This is a genomic window from Paenarthrobacter sp. TAF1, from assembly GCF_052113825.1.
In the GTDB taxonomy this organism is placed as follows: Bacteria; Actinomycetota; Actinomycetes; order Actinomycetales; family Micrococcaceae; genus Arthrobacter; species Arthrobacter nicotinovorans.
The window spans coordinates 66779-83986 of record NZ_JBFRDO010000009.1 but is presented as its reverse complement, the minus strand read 5'-3'; the positions used below and the strand labels follow the sequence as shown (position 1 = coordinate 83986).

17 protein-coding genes are annotated in these 17208 nt (G+C 64.6%); 7 read left to right on the top strand and 10 right to left on the bottom strand.

What is annotated here, in order from left to right:
* Positions 1-79 precede the first annotated feature (79 nt).
* The 3 genes from AB4Y81_RS13460 to xylA form a co-directional block, all read right to left on the bottom strand.
* The gene (locus tag AB4Y81_RS13460) at positions 80-1063 is read right to left on the bottom strand and encodes a LacI family DNA-binding transcriptional regulator (RefSeq protein WP_055972905.1); all 984 of its coding nucleotides are present in this window, start codon (positions 1061-1063) and stop codon (positions 80-82) included.
* Between the two features lie 69 nt (positions 1064-1132).
* Complete coding sequence (locus AB4Y81_RS13455; RefSeq protein ID WP_210077552.1) at positions 1133-2563, bottom strand: FGGY-family carbohydrate kinase; 1431 nt, start codon at positions 2561-2563, stop codon at positions 1133-1135.
* Positions 2564-2650: 87 nt separating this feature from the next.
* Positions 2651-3838: a xylose isomerase gene (xylA, locus tag AB4Y81_RS13450; protein ID WP_018778155.1), complete on the bottom strand. Its 1188-nt coding sequence runs from the start codon at positions 3836-3838 to the stop codon at positions 2651-2653.
* 141 nt (positions 3839-3979) lie between these two features.
* On the opposite strand from xylA, the gene AB4Y81_RS13445 reads away from it, so the two are divergent.
* The 3 genes from AB4Y81_RS13445 (at position 3980) to AB4Y81_RS13435 (ending at position 6571) form a co-directional block, all read left to right on the top strand.
* Positions 3980-5185: an ROK family transcriptional regulator gene (locus AB4Y81_RS13445; RefSeq protein WP_441996078.1), complete on the top strand. Its 1206-nt coding sequence runs from the start codon at positions 3980-3982 to the stop codon at positions 5183-5185.
* Between the two features lie 100 nt (positions 5186-5285).
* Entirely contained in the window at positions 5286-6365 is a 1080-nt protein-coding gene (locus AB4Y81_RS13440) for a YihY/virulence factor BrkB family protein (RefSeq protein ID WP_441996077.1), read from the top strand.
* 11 nt (positions 6366-6376) lie between these two features.
* Positions 6377-6571, top strand: a complete 195-nt coding sequence (locus AB4Y81_RS13435; RefSeq protein WP_035733800.1) for a hypothetical protein — start codon at positions 6377-6379, stop codon at positions 6569-6571.
* Positions 6572-6713: 142 nt separating this feature from the next.
* On the opposite strand, the gene AB4Y81_RS13430 is transcribed toward AB4Y81_RS13435, so the two are convergent.
* From AB4Y81_RS13430 to AB4Y81_RS13420, 3 genes are read right to left on the bottom strand one after another with little or no spacing between them, the layout of a single operon-like run.
* Entirely contained in the window at positions 6714-7553 is an 840-nt protein-coding gene (locus AB4Y81_RS13430) for a sugar phosphate isomerase/epimerase family protein (protein ID WP_441996076.1), read from the bottom strand.
* The gene (locus tag AB4Y81_RS13425; RefSeq protein WP_055972893.1) at positions 7550-8764 is read right to left on the bottom strand and encodes a dihydrodipicolinate synthase family protein; all 1215 of its coding nucleotides are present in this window, start codon (positions 8762-8764) and stop codon (positions 7550-7552) included. Before AB4Y81_RS13425 ends, AB4Y81_RS13430 begins: the two co-directional genes overlap by 4 nt.
* Positions 8764-9933 carry a Gfo/Idh/MocA family protein gene (locus AB4Y81_RS13420; RefSeq protein ID WP_018778161.1) on the bottom strand — a complete coding sequence of 390 codons (1170 nt, stop codon included), beginning with the start codon at positions 9931-9933 and terminating at the stop codon, positions 8764-8766. The genes AB4Y81_RS13425 and AB4Y81_RS13420 overlap by 1 nt, the downstream gene beginning before the upstream one ends.
* A gap of 195 nt (positions 9934-10128) precedes the next feature.
* On the opposite strand from AB4Y81_RS13420, the gene AB4Y81_RS13415 reads away from it, so the two are divergent.
* The gene (locus AB4Y81_RS13415) at positions 10129-11166 is read left to right on the top strand and encodes a LacI family DNA-binding transcriptional regulator (RefSeq protein ID WP_441996075.1); all 1038 of its coding nucleotides are present in this window, start codon (positions 10129-10131) and stop codon (positions 11164-11166) included.
* A complete protein-coding gene (locus AB4Y81_RS13410; protein WP_441996074.1) occupies positions 11163-11933 on the top strand; it encodes an alpha/beta hydrolase in 771 nt (256 codons plus the stop codon). The genes AB4Y81_RS13415 and AB4Y81_RS13410 overlap by 4 nt, the downstream gene beginning before the upstream one ends.
* Positions 11934-11939: 6 nt before the next feature.
* Here the strand turns inward: AB4Y81_RS13410 and AB4Y81_RS13405 are convergent, their stop codons facing one another.
* The 3 genes from AB4Y81_RS13405 to AB4Y81_RS13395 form a co-directional block, all read right to left on the bottom strand.
* Entirely contained in the window at positions 11940-12713 is a 774-nt protein-coding gene (locus tag AB4Y81_RS13405) for a sugar phosphate isomerase/epimerase family protein (RefSeq protein ID WP_039243109.1), read from the bottom strand.
* A 67-nt stretch (positions 12714-12780) separates the two neighbouring features.
* On the bottom strand, positions 12781-13347 hold the full coding sequence (locus tag AB4Y81_RS13400) for a GNAT family N-acetyltransferase (protein ID WP_039243108.1): 567 nt from the start codon (positions 13345-13347) through the stop codon (positions 12781-12783).
* Between the two features lie 25 nt (positions 13348-13372).
* On the bottom strand, positions 13373-13729 hold the full coding sequence (locus AB4Y81_RS13395; protein WP_018778166.1) for a metalloregulator ArsR/SmtB family transcription factor: 357 nt from the start codon (positions 13727-13729) through the stop codon (positions 13373-13375).
* Positions 13730-13796: 67 nt separating this feature from the next.
* Here AB4Y81_RS13395 and AB4Y81_RS13390 point away from each other — a divergent pair, with 67 nt between their 5' ends.
* Entirely contained in the window at positions 13797-14729 is a 933-nt protein-coding gene (locus AB4Y81_RS13390; protein ID WP_193590123.1) for an SDR family oxidoreductase, read from the top strand.
* Here the strand turns inward: AB4Y81_RS13390 and AB4Y81_RS13385 are convergent.
* The gene (locus AB4Y81_RS13385; RefSeq protein WP_018778168.1) at positions 14726-15580 is read right to left on the bottom strand and encodes a LysR substrate-binding domain-containing protein; all 855 of its coding nucleotides are present in this window, start codon (positions 15578-15580) and stop codon (positions 14726-14728) included. The two genes, AB4Y81_RS13390 and AB4Y81_RS13385, sit on opposite strands and share 4 nt — an antisense overlap.
* Positions 15581-15758: 178 nt before the next feature.
* Here AB4Y81_RS13385 and AB4Y81_RS13380 point away from each other — a divergent pair, with 178 nt between their 5' ends.
* Positions 15759-17159: an MFS transporter gene (locus AB4Y81_RS13380; protein ID WP_354627552.1), complete on the top strand. Its 1401-nt coding sequence runs from the start codon at positions 15759-15761 to the stop codon at positions 17157-17159.
* Positions 17160-17208 lie beyond the last annotated feature (49 nt).

The window sequence follows — 17208 nt, the reverse complement described above, 5'->3', positions numbered from 1 at the left end:
ATGTCAAGAGCAAGCCAAAGCGGGGACCGGTAAGTGCGCTTTGGGTCTTCAGGAGAGGGGCCGGCTGACCCTGTCTGCGCTAGTTGCGGAGTGCAGCCGTGGTGGACCGGACCACGAGGCGGGGAGCTACCGTAGCTGCCATTCCGGTGGATCCGCCTTCGATGCGATCCAGCAGCAGATCGATGCATCGTTGGCCGAGCTCTTCGAAATCCTGGGCAACGGTGGTCAGCGGCGGGATGAAATAGGCCGACTCCGGTTGGTCATCAAAGCCCACCACGCTGATGTCATCCGGTACCCGTACGCCGGTTTCGTTGAAGGCGCGGAGCACGCCGAGCGCCATCTGGTCATTGGCTACGAAGAGAGCCGTCATGGAACGTTCGGCGGAGATCTTCAGGCCTTCCCTGTACCCGCATTCGGCGCTCCAATCGCCCTCGATCAGTGCGGCGGGCTCAAGTCCTGCCTGGGCCAGGGCATCCTGCCAGCCCTCGATGCGTGCGGCAGCGTCAATCCAGTCCACCGGCCCGGATAAGTGGCCGATCTCCTGGTGTCCAAGTTCCAGCAGGTGTTGAACGGCCAGCTGTGCCCCTTGGCGCTGGTCAACGGTTGCCCCACTGAGGTGCTCGTCCCCGATCGACCCCACGGCCACCAGTGGGACCTGGGCGGTGATGTCCCGGAGGACGTCGAACGTGCCGGGGTGGGGGACCGTCACCACGATGCCATCCACGCCTTGGTCCATGAAATGCGCAATGGCGTCCTTGATGGTCTCCGGTGTGACCTCCCGCAAACCGGCCACGCTGACGAAATAGCCGGCGTCCCTTGCCGCCTGCTGCACGCCCAGGAGGGTGTGGGACGGCCCGTACTGCGCCAGCTCGCTGCCCAGGACTCCAATGGTTTGGGACCGCCGGGTCACCAGGCTGCGGGCTGCCGTGTTGCGCCGGTAGCCGAGCTCGGTGATGGCTTGCTCCACGCGTTCGCGCGTCTTTGAACTCACATTGGGGTGGTTGTTCAGGACGCGGGAGACAGTCTGGTGGGAAACCCCGGCTACGCGGGCGACGTCCTCCATGACAGGCGGGCGGGCTGATGCAGATTGTTCAGAGCTCACCCTGTCACGATAGAGCACCGGCAACCGTGATCAGCCGATGGCAGCCTTGGTGGCGTAATGGCGGTACCTTTCCAGGAAGGGGGCCACGCCAGCGCTATCGCCGCGGTTCACGGTCAGGCCGTCCAAGGGCCATTCGGGCAGCTGGCCCGTGAGGACACCCGCGGCTTGCCGTGCAGCGCCGTCGGCCACGTATTCACCGGGCCGGGGAACGAACACGGGCAGGCCGAAGGCCGAGGCCGCCACCTGTTGGACGGCTTCGGATTGGGCGCCGCCGCCTACAAGGATGATGCGCCGGGCCTCCACGCCCTGGGCCTGAAGTGCGGACAGACCGTCAGCCAATGAACAGATAACGCCTTCCACCGCAGCCCGGGCAAGGTTGGCGGGCTTGTAATTGGACAGCGTGAGGCCGTGGAGCGAACCGGTGGCGTCAGGAAGGTTTGGAGTCCGTTCGCCCTCGAAATAGGGGATGAGCGTCAGTCCGTCGGCGCCCTCCGGGGCGGACAGTGCCAGTTCGCCGAGCTCTGTCAGGCTCACGCCCAGCAGCGCCGCTGTGGCATCGAAGATCCGCGTGGCATTGAGCGTGCAGGCCAGCGGAAGGAAGTTCCCTGTGGCGTCGGCGAAGCCGGCCACCAACCCGCTGGCATCCTGGGACGGGACATCCGAAACCGCGAAGACAGTGCCGGATGTTCCGATCGAAATAACAACATCCCCGACGGCGGCGCTCACGCCGAGTCCCGCCGCCGCGTTGTCGCCCGCTCCCGGACCAATCAGGGCGCCGGACGGGGTCTTGCTGGCCGCCTCCAGCGGGCCGACCACCCCTGGCAGGATGGGCAGATGCCCCAGGGTGCTCTCCAGGACCTCCGGAAGATACCCGCCGTTGGTTGCGGAGTAATACCCGGTGCCCGATGCATCGGAGCGATCGGTGCGCAGGAGTTCCAAGGATTCCGGTCCCGTTCCCGGGCCATGACCGGCCAGGCGCCAGGACAGCCAGTCATGGGGAAGGCACACCGCAGCCGTCCGCCGGGCATTTTCGGGTTCGTTACGTGCCAGCCAACGCAGCTTGGTGGCGGTCAGGGATGCCACCGGAACTGTTCCCGTGCTGCTCGCCCAGTACGCGGATCCGGAAGCCGGATCGCCCTGTCCGGCGTCGAGAATCAGCTCCTCGGCATCCTGCGCGGAGCGGGTATCGTTCCACAACAGTGCGGGACGGACCACCTCTCCGGTTTCGTCCAGGCACACCATGCCGTGCTGCTGTCCGCCAACGGAGACGGCATCGACGTCGTCCAGGCCGCCCGCCGCCGCGATGGCTTCCTGCAGGGCTGTCCACCAATGATCCGGGTGGACCTCGGTGCCGTCAGGGTGGGAAGCCCGGCCCTGGCGGACCAGGGCGCCGGTGGCTGAGTCCCGGATGACCACTTTGCAGGACTGGGTGGAGCTGTCGATCCCGGCTACGAGAGGCATGCGTTGTTCCTTTGGCGAACCGCGCCGGGCTTGCCCAGGAAATCCTGGAACAAGCCCGGCGGCGGGGTTGCGGTGGGTTGGAGAGGTTTAGCGGGCGCCGAGGAGGTGCTCGATGGCCAGCTGGTTGAGGCGGACGAAAGCGAACGAGCGTTCGGCGGCTTTGTCGGCGTCGAACGTGTCGAATGCGCTGGCGTCAGCAAGCAGGTCCGCAGTGCTTTCGCCGGCGCCCAGCGTGCTTTCGCCGAGTTCGAACACGCCCGAGGTTGTCAGTGCTTCCTGGACTTCGGGGTCTGCGCGGAAGGCCAATGCGCGTTCCTTCAGCAGCAGGTACATGGACATGTTGGACTTGGCCGATTCCCAGACACCGTCGTAGCCGTCGGTGCGGGAAGGCTTGTAGTCGAAGTGACGGGGACCGGTGTACTTCGGTCCGCCGTTGGGGAAGCCGTTCTCCAGGAGATCGACGGTGAAGAACGCGCTGGTGAGATCGCCGTGTCCGAAGACGAGGTCCTGGTCGTACTTGATGCCGCGCTGGCCGTTGAGGTCGATGTGGAAGAGCTTGTCAGCCCACAGTGCCTGGGCGATGCCGTGGGTGAAGTTCAGCCCGGCCATCTGCTCGTGGCCCGTTTCCGGGTTGAGGCCCACGATGTCGCCGTGTTCCAACTGCGCGATGAACGCCAGGCCGTGGCCGACGGTGGGGAGGAAGATGTCACCGCGGGGTTCGTTCGGCTTCGGTTCCAGGGCGATCCGCAGGCCGTAACCCTTCTCCTTGATGTACCCGGCGGCGGTATCCACGCCTTCCTTCATGCGGTCCAGCGCTGCGGAGAGGTCCTTGGAGCCGTCATATTCGCTGCCTTCGCGGCCGCCCCACATCACGAAGGTCTCTGCGCCAAGTTCAGCGGCGAGGTCGATGTTGCGGAGGATCTTGCTCAGGGCGAAGCGACGGATGGAGCGGTCGTTGGAGGTGAAGCCGCCGTCCTTGAAGACCGGGTGGCTGAAGAGGTTGGTGGTAACCATGGGCGTCTTCAGGCCGGTCTCGGCCAGTGCTGCCTTGAAGTTCTTGAGGATGAGATCGCGCTCGGAGGCGCTCGCATCGAAAGGAATGAGGTCGTTGTCGTGGAAAGTGATGCCGTATGCGCCGAGTTCGCTGAGCTTGTGAACGGCTTCCACGGGATCCAGAGCCTGGCGGGTTGCCACGCCGAAGGGATCGGCGCCGGTCCAACCGACGGTCCAGAGGCCGAAGGTGAACTTGTCTGCAGGGGTGGGCTGCGGGGTCATGATTGCTCCTTTGCAAGGCAATGGGAATGAGGTGGAAAAAGACATTCCAATTAGTTTTCAATCTGAACTATATGGGCCATGATGGATCATGGTCAATGGAAGTCCACAAGAATTTTTGAATCTGCGAGGAGGTCCCTGCTGATGAATGAGCCAACCGCGCCCGGACGCGTGGGTGACGTCCGCCGTCGAAACCTCTCATTGGTGCTGGATTCGATCGCCAAAACCGTCGACGCCAAGCCCAGCCGCGCGCAGCTCGCCGCCGGCACCGGGCTCACCAAGGCCGCGGTATCCAGCCTGGTGGCCGACCTCGTGGAGTCCGGCTTGGTATCCGAGGTAGGTCTGTACCGCGACGGGGAGCGGGGGCGGCCCGGCCAGGGCCTGGAGCTTAACTCCCGACGCGGCGTTGTGGGCATGGAGATCAACGTTGATTACCTTGCCGTGGGCCTGGTGGACCTTGCCGGAAACCTTCGTTTCCATGCGGCCGTCGAGTCCCGGAACCGCGGGATGCCGCCAGCGCAGGTCATGAAACAGCTCGCAGGCTTGGCTGCCGAAGCGAAGGCCGCGGCGGCGGCAGAGGACATTGCCATCCTGGGTGGTGGCCTGGCCGTGCCCGGGCTGGTGAACGGGAAGGGGGATACAGTGCTGTCCGCCCCCAACCTTCATTGGGAGGACGAGCAGCTGCATCCGCAATCGCTGCTGGAGGGTGCGCCGCTTGGCGTCAAGCTGTCCAATGAGGCCAACAGTGCTGCCCTCGGTGAGCTTTGGTATGGCGGCGGGCGGCCCGACTTCCTCTACGTTTCAGGTGAGGTGGGCGTCGGTGGCGGCATCATCATCGGATCTGAGCTGTATACGGGCCCAGGTGGGTCTGCCGGCGAGCTGGGCCATATCGTGGTGCATCCGGAAGGCCCTCACTGCTCCTGTGGCGGGTGGGGTTGTCTGGAGACGTTCGCGGGCCAGGAGGCCATATTCGAGGCCGCGGGCGTCGCCGAAGGCACACTGGGCGAGCGGACCGGGCTGCTGCTGGCGGCTCTGGCTGCGCAGGAACCCGCGGCCGAAAAGGCGGTTCACGACGCCGGTCGCTCCCTGGGCGTCGCCCTCGCCTCGGCCTCGAGGTTGATGGACATTGAAGCTGTGGTCCTTGGCGGGCATTTCGCCGTACTGGGGGAGTGGATCCGGCCGTCACTGCTGGAAAGCCTGGAGCGCTACGCGCCGGGGTTGCTGGCTCCGGAGAACCTGACGGTCTCCCGTTTGGAGCACTCCGGGACACTCCTTGGGGCCGCGGGCCAAGTTATCCGCTCTGTCATAGAGTCACCTTTCGAGTTCCTGCTGGCGAGCAAATTGGCCTGAATCGCCGGTAAGTCCGGCGGGGTTCTTCCATAGTAATCATCAGTATGCTTACTATTGATGGGTCAGCTGTTCGCGCAAACTACCCACGGACGAGTGCCACATGACCACACAAGACTCAGCCCACACCAGCACCAACAAAGCGAGGACCGCGCCCTCTCCGGAAGACTCGCGGAAGCCGGACAGTCCCAACGACCTCGCCAAGCCCACGTGGACCTACATCGCCAAGCGCACTCTGCGTKAGTTCAGCAAGGACCAGTGCCCGGACGCGGCTGCCGGCCTGACCTACTACGCTGTGCTCTCCCTCTTCCCCGCGCTCCTGGCGTTGGTTTCCCTGCTGGGGCTCTTTGGCGATGCCGGCAAGACCACCTCGGCCATCCTTGATATCGTCCAGCAATTCGCGCCGGGTCCGGGTGTCGACGCCATGCGCCAGCCCATTGAGGAGCTCACCCGCTCCAACGCAGCAGGTTTCGCCCTGGTCTTCGGCATCCTGGTGGCCCTCTGGTCCGCCTCCGGATACACCACGGCCTTCAGCCGGGCAATGAACCGCGTCTATGAAGTGGACGAGGGCCGTGGTTTCGTGAAGTTGCGCGGCACCATGCTCGCCGTCACCATCGTGGCTGTGTTGGGCGCTGCGCTGGTGGCTGCCATGCTCGTCCTCAGCGGCCCGGTGGCGGAGGCCATCGGTGGGGCAATCGGCTTGTCCGAGGCTCTCCTGACCGTGTGGAACATTGCCAAGTGGCCGGTACTCATCGTGATCGTGGTGGCCATCATTGCTGTGCTCTACTACTTCACCCCCAACGTCAAGCAACCCAAGTTCCGCTGGATGAGCATGGGTTCGCTCATCGCGCTGGTCATTTTCGCCCTGGCATCGCTGGGCTTCGGTTTCTACGTGGCCAACTTCAGCAACTACAACAAGACCTACGGCGCCTTGGCCGGCGTCATCATCATGCTGCTGTGGCTGTGGATCCTGAACATGTCGTTGCTGTTCGGCGCCGAGTTCGATGCCGAAATGGAACGCGGGCGCCAACTCCAAGGCGGCATTGAAGCAGAGGAAAGCCTCCAGCTGCCTCCGCGTGATACCAAGCGCAGCGACAAGCAGCAGGAAAAGGAAGAGGAAGTGGTGCGACGCGGCGAGGAGCTCCGCGAAACCCACGGCGATGACGCCAGGAAAGACAAATAGTGGGAGCGGCCATGACCCCGGGCAAGGACAAGAAGCTCAAGGCCGTCAAGAGCGGCGACCGCTTGCGGATCGGCGGTGAAGTCTTCCAGGTCAGCACAGTGGAACCGCAGGAGGATTCGCCGAACATCAGGCTCGAACTGCAGGGGCACGACGGCGGTTCGGTCACCTTGATCGGGCTGCGGAAGACCCGCGTGGAAACCGGTTGAGGGATCGTGGCTTCTTTTCCGCCTGCCCTCACCACCCTGCCGTGCGAAAAAGCGGGCTCCTGCCGTGACCTTGGCAGGAGCCCGCTCGTTTTTGGAGTGATCCTCCCGCGGAGCTTAGGGCATCCGCGGGAGGATCACGTGGTTACGCGTAGGGGAGGACGAGCTCCGCGTAGCGCTGCTTCATGGTTTCCAGGGTGATGTCCCCATCGGCATCCCAGATTTCCTGGTTGAAGATCTCGACTTCGATGTCGCCCTTGTAGCCGGCGTCCCTGACCCAGGTGCCGATGGTGGCGAAGTCGATGACGCCGTCGCCCATCATGCCGCGGGACAACAGCGCATCCGCAGCGATCGGCAGGTTGAAGTCGCACACCTGGTAAGAGGCGATGCGGCTTTCGCGCCCGGCGCGGTCGATCTGCGCCTTCAGTTCCGGATCCCACCAGACGTGGAAGGTGTCGACGGCGACGCCGACCGCTTTCGCGTCGTACGGCGCGGCGAGGTCCAGTGCCTGGCCAAGGGTGGAGATGAGTGCGCGGTCAGCGGCGTACATCGGGTGCAGGGGTTCCAGCACCAAACGGACACCGTTTTCGGAGGCGAAAGGAACCAGTTCCTCAAGGCGGTCGGCGACGCGCTGGCGGGCAGCGACGACGTCCTTCTCGCCGGGAGTGAGTCCGCCAACCACCAGGAACAACTCCTGGGTGTCCAGGGCAACGGCCTCCCGGACGGCCTCGAAGTTGTCAGCCAGTGCGGCTGCCTGGCCCTCGGGGTCGGCAGCGGTCAGGAAACCACCCCGGCACAACGAGGACACCCGGAGGCCGGCGTCCTTGATGAGCTTGGCAGCCTTGTCCAAGCCAGCCTCGGCCACGCGGTCACGCCACGGACCGATCGCGGGGATGCCGGCGCGGGCGCAACCATCCACAGCTTCGGCCAGGGTCCACTTCTTGGTGGTTGCACTGTTCAGGGATAGCCGTGAGAAGTCGCTCATGCGCCCACCCCGTTGATCCGCAGGAAGTCGGACATCCGGAATGCGGCCAGCGAGGGGTCCTTCAACAGCCCCGCCTGGTCGGCCAGTTCGAAGGTCTTGGCCAGATGCAGGACCGAACGGCCCGAGTGCAGGCCGCCGACCATCTGGAAGCCGGGCTGCTTGCCGTTGAGCCACGACATGAAGGCGATGCCTGTCTTGTAGTAGAACGTCGGTGCGCTGAAGATGTGCTTCCCGAGCTCACGGGTGGAGTCCAGGATCGCGCGCCCTTCAGCACCTTGGCCGGCGTCGTACTTCTGCAAGGCGACCGAAGCGGCAGGGTAGATGGCCGCGAAGATGCCCAGCAGCGCGTCCGAATGGTGCGTCTGGTCGCCGTCGATCAGTTCCGGGTAGTTGAAGTCGTCGCCGGTGTACAAGCGCACACCGGAAGGCAGGGCGGCGCGGAGGGCGACTTCATGGGAAGCGTCCAGCAGCGAAACCTTGACGCCGTCAACCTTGTCCGAGTGCTCGCGGATCAGGCTGAGGAACGTCTCGGTGGCAACAGAGACGTCGTCGGAACCCCAGTAACCGGCCAATGCGGGATCGAACATGGTGCCGAGCCAGTGCAGGATGACCGGCTGATCGACTTCCTGGAGCAGCGTCGAGTAGACGTGCAGGTAGTCGTCGGCGCCGTTGGCGACCTTGGCCAGCGCGCGGGACGCCATGAGGATGACCTTGGGGCCGGCTTCACTGACGACGGCGATCTGCTCGCGGTAGGCGTCGATGACGGCCTGGATTCCTGCTGCGCCTTCGGGGAGTGCAGCGATGTCCAGCTGGTCGGTGCCCGCACCGCAGGAGACGAGGTCGCGGACGGACTTGCCGGCGATGGCTGCGTCACCGGCTGCCACCACGGAAGCGGCCTCGGCGCCCGTGCGCTTGATGAGCTGCTGGGTTGCGGCCCAGTCGAGGCCCATGCCGCGCTGCGCGGTGTCCATGGCATCGGCGACGCCCAGGCCGTAGCTCCACAGCTCGTGGCGGTAAGCCAGGGTGGCATCCCAGTCGAGCTGCGCCGGAGCGCCGGGGGTGTTGTCTGCAGCTACCTCGGGGATGACGTGCGCTGCGGCGTAGGCGCGGCGGGCAGTCAACGGCGCGGTCGGCTTGACCCACGCCGTGGCGGGCTGGAGGCGGTACTCGCGGGTTCCGCCGTCGTTAGTAGGAAGAATCAGTGACGTCATTAGAGGGTGATCTCCGGGATGTCGATGGTGCGGCGCTCGGCCGAGGACTGCAGGCCGAGCTCGGCGAGCTGCACGCCGCGGGCGGCGGAGAGCAATCCGAAACGGTGCTCGCGGCCTGCGACGACGTCGCGCAGGAATTCTTCCCACTGCAGCTTGAAGCCGTTGTCCAGCTCAGCGTTGGCGGGGACTTCCTGCCATTGGCTGCGGAACGATTCGGTGACGGGAAGGTCCGGGTTCCAGACGGGCTTGGGGGTGTGGGCGCGCTGCTGCGCAACGCACTTGTTCAAACCGGCGACGGCGGAACCGTGCGTACCGTCGATCTGGAACTCCACCAGTTCGTCGCGGTAGACGCGGACGGCCCAGGAGGAGTTGATCTGTCCGATGACGTCGTCGCCACCCGGGGTTTCGAGCTCGAAGATGCCGTAGGAAGCGTCGTCAGCGGTTGCCTTGTATTCCTTGCCGGCTTCGTCCCAGCGGGCGGGGATGTGCGTGGCGGTCTTGGCGTTGACGCTCTTGACCTTGCCGATGATGCCTTCAAGGACGTAGTTCCAGTGGCAGAACATGTCCGTGGTCATTCCACCGCCGTCCTCCTTGCGGTAGTTCCAGGACGGGCGCTGGGCAGCCTGCACGTCGCCTTCGAAGACCCAGTAGCCGAATTCACCACGGATGGAGAGGATACGGCCGAAGAAGCCTTCATCGACCAAGCGGCGGAGTTTCACCAGGCCGGGGAGGTACAGCTTGTCGTGAACGACGCCGGCGGTGACTCCGGCTTCCTTGCCGATCTGTGCAAGTTCGATGGCTTCCTGGAGGGTCTCGGCCGTGGGCTTCTCGGTGAAGATGTGCTTGCCGGCGCGCATGGCCTTCTTCAGCGTGGCGGCGCGGAGGCTGGTCATGGAGGCGTCAAAGATGATGTCAACGGTGGGATCGGCGATGACTGAGTCCAGGTCCGTGGTCCATTCGGAAACCTTGTGGAGTTCGGCCAGCTCGCGGATCTTGGCCTCGTTGCGGCCTACCAGGATGGGTTCGACCTGGACTTTGGTGCCGTCCTCCAGGGTGAAGCCGCCTGCGTCACGGATGGGGAGGATGGAGCGCAGCAGGTGCTGGCGGTAGCCCATGCGTCCAGTGATGCCGTTCATGGCGATGCGGATCGTCTTTGTTTCGAAACCCATGTTTTCTCCAGTGCCTTGTGTGCCGGTCGCTGTGTGGAAGCCGGTGCTTGCTCGATATGATGGGAAAGCGCATTCCCGTTGCCATCGATCATGCACCAATGCACGGAGGTTTGGCAAGCGCTTTCCCGCTTTCTGTGAAGAACTGCCATAATTTCCTTAGCGCCAGTCCGGCGCTTGACGAAGAGGAGTCTCCCCGTGGCCGCCAGCACACTCAGCGAAGTCGCCCGATTGGCCGGGGTTTCCCTGGCAACGGCCTCCCGGGTCCTCAACGGGTCCTCGCGCAAGCCTGCCGAGGATATTGCGGAGCGTGTGCGGGAAGCCGCCGACAAACTCGGTTATGTTCCCAACGCCCAGGCCCAGGGCCTCGCCAAGTCGAGCTCAGGGCTGATCGGCCTGGTGGTGCACGACATTGCCGACCCCTACTTCTCGGCCATCGCGCGCGGCGTCCAGGAAGCTGCGCGCCGGCAGAACCGTATGGTGTTGCTGGCCAGCACCTCGGGGACTCCCGCGGAGGAAAAAGAAGCGGTGGCCGCATTTGCCGCCCGCCGCGCCGACTCAATCGTGATTGCCGGTTCACGCTCGGAGCGTGCGGAAGACAAACAGGGCAATGCCGAACTCGCCGCTGAGCTGGACCGGTACTGCCGCAACGGTGGGCACGTTGGGGTAGTGGGCCATCCTGTGGTCGGAGCCAGTGCGGCCGAGGGGTACCACGTGGTGGAAGTTCCCAACGAGGAACTCGCTGCCGGCCTGGCCGGACAACTGGCCGCCACCCACGAGGGCGGTTTCGTGATCATTGCGGGTCCTGCGGGGCTCTACACCTCCGATGACCGTGTGCGCGGATTCCAGCGCGGACTGGCCGACGCCGGACGGCCGGCTGCCGAGGTCATCCGCGCCGGTTTCAACCGTGCCGGCGGATTCGAGGCCGGGCAGGCGCTTGCGGAACGAATCAAAGGGTCCCCGGAGAGGCTCTGCATCTTCGCCGTGAATGACGTCATGGCCATTGGGGTTACCGCGGCCCTGCGGCCTGAAGGGGTATGGATTCCCCGAGATGCCACGGTTGCCGGTTTCGATGACATTGAAACGCTGCGGGACTTCCGGCCGGCCTTGTCCACGGTCCATCTTCCGCTGGAGGATATTGGCCGGCTCGCAGCCGGAGATCCCGATACAGCTCCCATCTCCGGCACGGTGAAACTTCGCCGGAGTACGGAAACCCCGGTGGAATCCCAACCATGACGGTTCCAGCGGAACAGGTGCCCGCCGCGCTGACGGTGATTCCCGCCGTCGGGCGTTCCGGAGTTGCCGGGCATTCCGGCGCGCCTGCGCCTGCCGTTCTGGTGCTGCCGGGAGGCGGCTACGCGAGGCAAGCCGACCATGAAGCCGAACCCGTGGCCGAATGGCTGGCCTCCCTGGGGATCCATGCCTTTGTGCTGCGCTATCCGGTCGCGCCGCACCGGCATCCGGCCCCGCTCTTGGCCGCCAAGCAGGCCATGACGTGGATTCGTGAGGGGGCGCATGGGCTGGAGGTGGATCCTGGCCGGGTAGGGGTTCTGGGTTTTTCGGCCGGCGGCCACCTTGCTGCCACTTTGTCGGTGCAGGTGGCTACCGGCGATCCTGCGGTGGACGCTTCCGCTGCTGTGCCTGACCTCAGCATTCTCTGCTATCCCGTGATTTCCTTTGTGGACGCGGCGCACCAGGGGTCCGTGGACAACCTCGCCGGAACGGGCGCGGACGTCGATGCCCGGGGTGCGTTGTCAGCGGAATTGAGCGTCGACGCCGCCACTCCGCCCGCTTTCCTTTGGCACACTGCCGACGACGACGTCGTACCGCTCAGTCACAGCCTCTCCTACGCGGCTGCGCTTGGACGTGCCGGTGTTCCGGTGGAACTCCATGTATTCCCCAGTGGCGCCCATGGGCTGGGCCTGGCGGATGGGGCGCCCGGCGCCGGGCAATGGACCGGGCTCTGCGCTGACTGGCTCCGGCGTCTGGAATGGCTTGCCTAGCGACGGCTAGTCTTCGGCCAAGGTGATGGTGTGCAGGGTCGCGGCGTCGCTGAGCACGTTGTCAGGCAGATCGTCGACGACGAACTCAAGCATGATGTCCAGGTCTTTGCCGTTGCCGCGCAGGATGTCGGCGACCGATCGCCAGAGCAGCGACCGTTTCCGCAACGGAAAGCGTTCGGCCGCCGGGCCCCAGGAGAAACAATGCACGCCCACGACGTGGGGGAGGGCTTCGTGGAGGGACTCCAGCGCCTGCTCGTCGGAAAGTCCGACGGCGGGTTGCCAGTAAGTGCCGACGTTGGCGTGGTCTACACGCTTCAGCAGCTCCAAGGTGGTGGCGGGAGAGTCCGTGAGGGTGTTGCCGTGGTATTCGAAAGCGATGGTGACACCGCGTTTCGCGGCGAGGTCGGCAATGCGCTGCGTGTCGCGGACTACCGAGTCCCAGTGCTCCCGGCCGGCACCAGCAGAGCCGATTTCCCCGGCCCAGACCCGCACCCGCGGAGCGCCTGCGGCATCGGCGAGGTCGAGAATGGACCCGAAATCCCCGAAGGCGCCGCATCGATAGTAAGAGCCAAGCGACAGGACCGTCATGCCGGCGGTTTCTGTTGCGGCCTTGGCGTACAGTGCCGACCCGGTGTTGCTGACATGTACGTCAGTGCCCCACTCGATCCCGGCCAAGCCCGCTTTGGCGGAAATCCGGACTACCTCGTCGATCCCGAGGGATCGCAGGGTCACGGAACAGATGCCAGGCGTGAGGTCAGCCAGTATGGGGTGGTTGGTCATGGCTCCACGATACCGGGAATGCGCTTACCCGTTAAGCATTGTCGCGTGTTGAGAGCCGGGCCGTCCCTCACAAATGCAGCCAATAACGCCGGATCGGTTCCGTAACAGCAAGTTCGGGGGCGAAGCTCTCGGGAGGGCGGACACTCTCCAAAACTCCGCCGCATGCCTCGATGGTGCGTGCCGAGGCCACGTTGGGTTGCTTGCAGGTCACCAGCACCCGCTCAAGTCCGAGGGTTCGCCCCTCGTCCATGGCTCCGGCAAGGGCAATCCTGGCCAAGCCGCGCCCCCTTGCGCTTGGCCTGATGCCATACCCAATGTGCCCGCCGACTTCTGTCAGGTATTCGCTGGCCAGGGAATGCCTCAGGCTGGCAGCGCCCAAATATTCCGTATTGTCGGTGACCCAAATGGTGGTCTGGTTTGCCAGCCCTTCGGGCGGTGAAAAATCCGCCCTGGGCATTTGATGGAGCAGGTCCACCCACTGCGAGAAATGGCCCTCTTCGCGGAGGTCGAGGTCGTACCGTGCGGCCAGGAATGCTGCAGAACCGTCCTGGTCGAGGGTTCCCCACTCGTCGTAACTTTCCAGCCAGGAGGCGTGGAAGCTTGATGACGGCTGAGTGAGCTTGGCGTGGGTCATTGGGTGAGCGTACTACGGCCGGGGTTCAGGCCTCGGAGGTCGTGGCCCCTTTCGGCGTCCTGGTCGAAGGGCGGGCAGGGTTCCGTTTCCGGACCTCCCGCAGCACGATCTGCTCAGGGCAGACCGTGGAAAGGAAGTCCCCCACTGACAGTGCGAGGCGTTCGCCCACGAGTGAGTAGAGAATGCGGTTGGCATCCCGCCGTTCCGTGACCAGTCCGGCCTGGCGCAGCACGCTCAAGTGCCGGGAGATGGTGGGTCCTGTGGCGTTGAACCGCGCAGCGATCTCGCCGGCGGCCAACTCGCCGTCCTTGAGGTCTTGAAGGATCTGCCGCCTGGTGGGGTGTGCCAAGGCTGCGAAGATATCCGATGCTGCATCTGCCATGTTTGCAATATAGCACAATAGCTATATACAGTTTAGCTTCATTGCTAATAAGCGAAGGAGCAAGAATATGCGTGTGGCCATTACCGGCGGTACCGGCTTTGTGGGGCGTCACCTCGCGGAGCGGCTCGACAGGCCGGACACCGTCATCATTTCGCGGCGGACGGGGACCGCAATTACTGACGTCGATGCCTTGGCAGAGGCCTTCGCGGGGTGCGACGTCGTAGCCCACTGCGCGGGGATCAACCGGGAAATAGATGGCCAGACCTTTCAGCGTGTCCACATTGAAGGAACCAAGGCAGTCATTGAAGCCGCCCGGAGGACGGGCGTCCAAAGAATCGTCATGCTGAGCTTCCTCCGGGCCCGTCCGGATTGTGGGTCGGCCTACCACGAGACCAAATGGGCTGCCGAGGAGCTCCTGCGGCAGTCGGGCATCGAGTACACGATCATCAAGGCAGGGATGATCTACGGCAACGGCGACCACATGGTTGACCACGTAACGCGTGCTGTACGCAGCTTTCCTGTCTTCGCAACGGTCGGCTTCCGGGAGCGGACTGTCCGGCCCCTCCCTGTGGAAGAGGCTGTCGATACCCTGATCGCGGCGCTTGAAGGTCGCGTGCCCACCCCGACCGTCGCCGTCGTCGGAGCCGAAGAGCTTGAGCTTGGCGCAGCTGTCCGCAGGATCGCCCGGGTGGCCGGTGGCTACCCCGTCTACGTCCGCGCCCCGATCTGGTCGATCCGCGCTCTGGCGCAACTGACCGAGTGGATCATGGTGGTACCACTCGTGGCAAAAGCCCAGGCGCAGATGCTCGCCGAGGGGGTCAGCGAGCCCTCACCGTACGCACCGTGGCTTCCCGTGGAGCTGCGTCCCAGGCTTCCCTTCGACGACGAACGCATCCGGGCTGCCGTGCCGGAAGGCCGCTTCGGACTGGACGACCTGAGGGTAGTGGGGTGGTGGAACGGGCGCCGGGGCCGGAGCCGGGCGAACCGRTCCGGCCACTAGTTCGACTTGCTCAACGTCCGCCCCATGATCGCCTGGGTGAGGGCGTCGATGACCTCCGCGTTGGCGAGCGGGTTGCGGATCAGAGTGAAGTCGACGTCGCCAACCTGTGGCAGGCCGAAGCGTTGGGTGATGACTTTCAGGTCTTCCGGAACCAGCGACGCCGGCATCACGGCAACGCCGATTCCTGCCCTGACTGCCGCCAGTACGCCACTGATCTGCTTGGTGCTGCACGTGATCCGCCAGGTACGGCCTTCGGCCTCCAGGGCGTCGATGGCAAGTTTCCGGCTGAGGCTCGGTGCCGGATAGGCGATGAGGGGGACCGGGGCGCCCGGTTCAAGGACGGTCTGCTCCACGCCGACCCAGGCGAAGTTGTCATGCCGGACGACGGTGCCTTCCTTCGCCCCGGCCACCCATTTGACGAACACCAGGTCCAGTTGCCCGGCGTTGAGGCGTTTATAGAGCTGATCGCTTTGGCTGACAGTGAGTTCGAGGTTGATCTGCGGGTACAGCTGCCGGAATTCGCGAAGGATCCGGGGCAGGCCGGTGATGGCGAGGTCGTCGGCAGTGCCGAAGCGGAGGCGCCCACGCATGGCCGAGCCGGAAAAGTAGCGCGCGGCGGAATCGTGGGCCGCAAGGATGCTGCGGGCAAACCCGGCCATCGCATCACCGTTGTCAGTGAGTCTCACTTCGCGGGTGTCGCGGGCTACGAGGACACGCTTGGCGGCGGCTTCCAGCTTGCGGACGTGCTGGCTCACCGTCGGTTGGGCAAGCCCAAGCCGTTCTGCGGCCTTGGTGAAACTCAGGGTCTCTGCGACAGCCAAAAAGGAGCGGAGCTGGACGGGATCGAACACGGAACTCCTCTAAGCGCAGGTCAGCGCCGGGCCGGAGTATCGCGCCGTTTTCGCTGGCACTGCAAGCAGCTCATTGCGTTCCGCAATGCTAGTTATAGGCGCAATACGCTTCCATAATTGCTGCTGGCAACCATAGCGTTAAACGCATCCCACCGAAACTCCCATCCGAGGACTACTTTTGGCACCCCCACCGCCTTCAGCGGCAAATGTCAGCCAGCCCGTCATCGATTCCCTGTCCGCTCGTCCCTCGCCGGACGCAAACCAGCCGGACACCGTCACCCAGCCACTCGCCGTCGTGAGTGAGAAGCTGCCCTGGCGGCATACCTTCATCTCCTTGAAGGTCCCCAACTTCAGGATCTTCGCGATCGGCCACTTCATCGCGGTGATCGCCATCTGGATGCAACGCATCGCGCAGGACTGGATGGTGCTCCAGCTTTCCGGGTCCGTCACCGCCGTCGGTATCACTGTGGCCCTGCAGTTCATGCCTTCACTTTTCCTTGGCCCGTGGGGCGGCATGATTGCCGACCGCTTCGCCAAGCGAAAGATCCTCATCATCTGCCAGTCGGCAGCAGCGGTCCTGGCGGCCCTGCTGGCCGTACTTTCCCTGAGCCAGCGCGTCGAGGTCTGGCACGTCTACGTCATCGCACTGGCGCTTGGCTTCGTCACGGTCCTTGACCAGCCGGCCCGGCAGGTGTTCGTCAACGAACTCGTCGGACCCAAGTACCTGCGGAACGCCATCAGTGTGAACTCCACGACCTTCCAGCTCGGCGGCTTGATCGGCCCGGCGCTGGCGGGAGTGCTGCTCACTGCCGTGGGCGCCGGTTGGGCCTTCGCTGCCAATGCTGTGGCCTGCTGCTCCACCGTGACCATGTTGCTGCTGCTGCGCAAGGACCAGCTGCATCTGAGCCGGCCCACGCCGCGCAAGAAGGGCATGCTGCGCGAAGGCCTCAACTATGCGCTCAGCAAGCCCACCATCTACTGGCCGTGGTTGATGGCCGGTTTCGTAGCGGTTTTCGCCATGAGCCTGCCAGTGCTTCTGGCCGCCTTCGCGGACCACGTGTACGACGCCGGTGCCGGAGGCTACGGCTTGCTGAACGCCATGGTTGCGCTTGGTGCACTGACAGGTGCGGTGGCATCCACCCGTCGGAGGCAGCTGCGGTTGCGCTCGGTGGTGACCTCCGCCGGGTTGTACGGACTGATGCTTTGCGTGTCCTCGCTCATGCCGTCCATGGTGTGGTTCAGCGTCACCATGGTCTTCGCAGGATTCTGGTGCCTCATGTTCCTCACCGCTGCCAACCAAATGGTGCAGACCAGCTCCAACATGAGCATCCGGGGTCGCGTCATGAGCCTCTACCTCGTGGTGCTCATCGGCGGGCAGGCCATCGGTGGTCCCATGATGGGCTGGCTCGCCGAGCACCTCGGCCCGCATCTGGCCATCCTCGTGGCCGGTGGGGTTCCGGCCATCGCAGCGGCTGTGGTCGCCGTCGTACTTGCCAGGAAGTCCTCCCTGCACATCAAGGTGGACCTGCGCGACAGGCGGCGGGTCCTGCGGATCGTGCAGGAACCGCAGACGGCTTAAGAAAACGGCTTAAGTAGATGAAGCGCCCCCGGCAACCGGGGGCGCTTCA

What these genes read in the sequence shown, in the direction of transcription:
- xylA (WP_018778155.1), bottom strand. Translation starts at nt 3,838, where the DNA reads ATGACCCCGCAGCCCACCCCTGCAGACAAGTTCACCTTCGGCCTCTGG.
- AB4Y81_RS13405 (WP_039243109.1), bottom strand. Translation starts at nt 12,713, where the DNA reads ATGACCAACCACCCCATACTGGCTGACCTCACGCCTGGCATCTGTTCC.
- AB4Y81_RS13435 (WP_035733800.1), top strand. Translation starts at nt 6,377, where the DNA reads ATGACCCCGGGCAAGGACAAGAAGCTCAAGGCCGTCAAGAGCGGCGAC.
- AB4Y81_RS13420 (WP_018778161.1), bottom strand. Translation starts at nt 9,933, where the DNA reads ATGGGTTTCGAAACAAAGACGATCCGCATCGCCATGAACGGCATCACT.
- AB4Y81_RS13460 (WP_055972905.1), bottom strand. Translation starts at nt 1,063, where the DNA reads ATGGAGGACGTCGCCCGCGTAGCCGGGGTTTCCCACCAGACTGTCTCC.
- AB4Y81_RS13410 (WP_441996074.1), top strand. Translation starts at nt 11,163, where the DNA reads ATGACGGTTCCAGCGGAACAGGTGCCCGCCGCGCTGACGGTGATTCCC.
- AB4Y81_RS13445 (WP_441996078.1), top strand. Translation starts at nt 3,980, where the DNA reads ATGAATGAGCCAACCGCGCCCGGACGCGTGGGTGACGTCCGCCGTCGA.
- AB4Y81_RS13430 (WP_441996076.1), bottom strand. Translation starts at nt 7,553, where the DNA reads ATGAGCGACTTCTCACGGCTATCCCTGAACAGTGCAACCACCAAGAAG.
- AB4Y81_RS13425 (WP_055972893.1), bottom strand. Translation starts at nt 8,764, where the DNA reads ATGACGTCACTGATTCTTCCTACTAACGACGGCGGAACCCGCGAGTAC.
- AB4Y81_RS13455 (WP_210077552.1), bottom strand. Translation starts at nt 2,563, where the DNA reads ATGCCTCTCGTAGCCGGGATCGACAGCTCCACCCAGTCCTGCAAAGTG.
- AB4Y81_RS13395 (WP_018778166.1), bottom strand. Translation starts at nt 13,729, where the DNA reads ATGGCAGATGCAGCATCGGATATCTTCGCAGCCTTGGCACACCCCACC.
- AB4Y81_RS13400 (WP_039243108.1), bottom strand. Translation starts at nt 13,347, where the DNA reads ATGACCCACGCCAAGCTCACTCAGCCGTCATCAAGCTTCCACGCCTCC.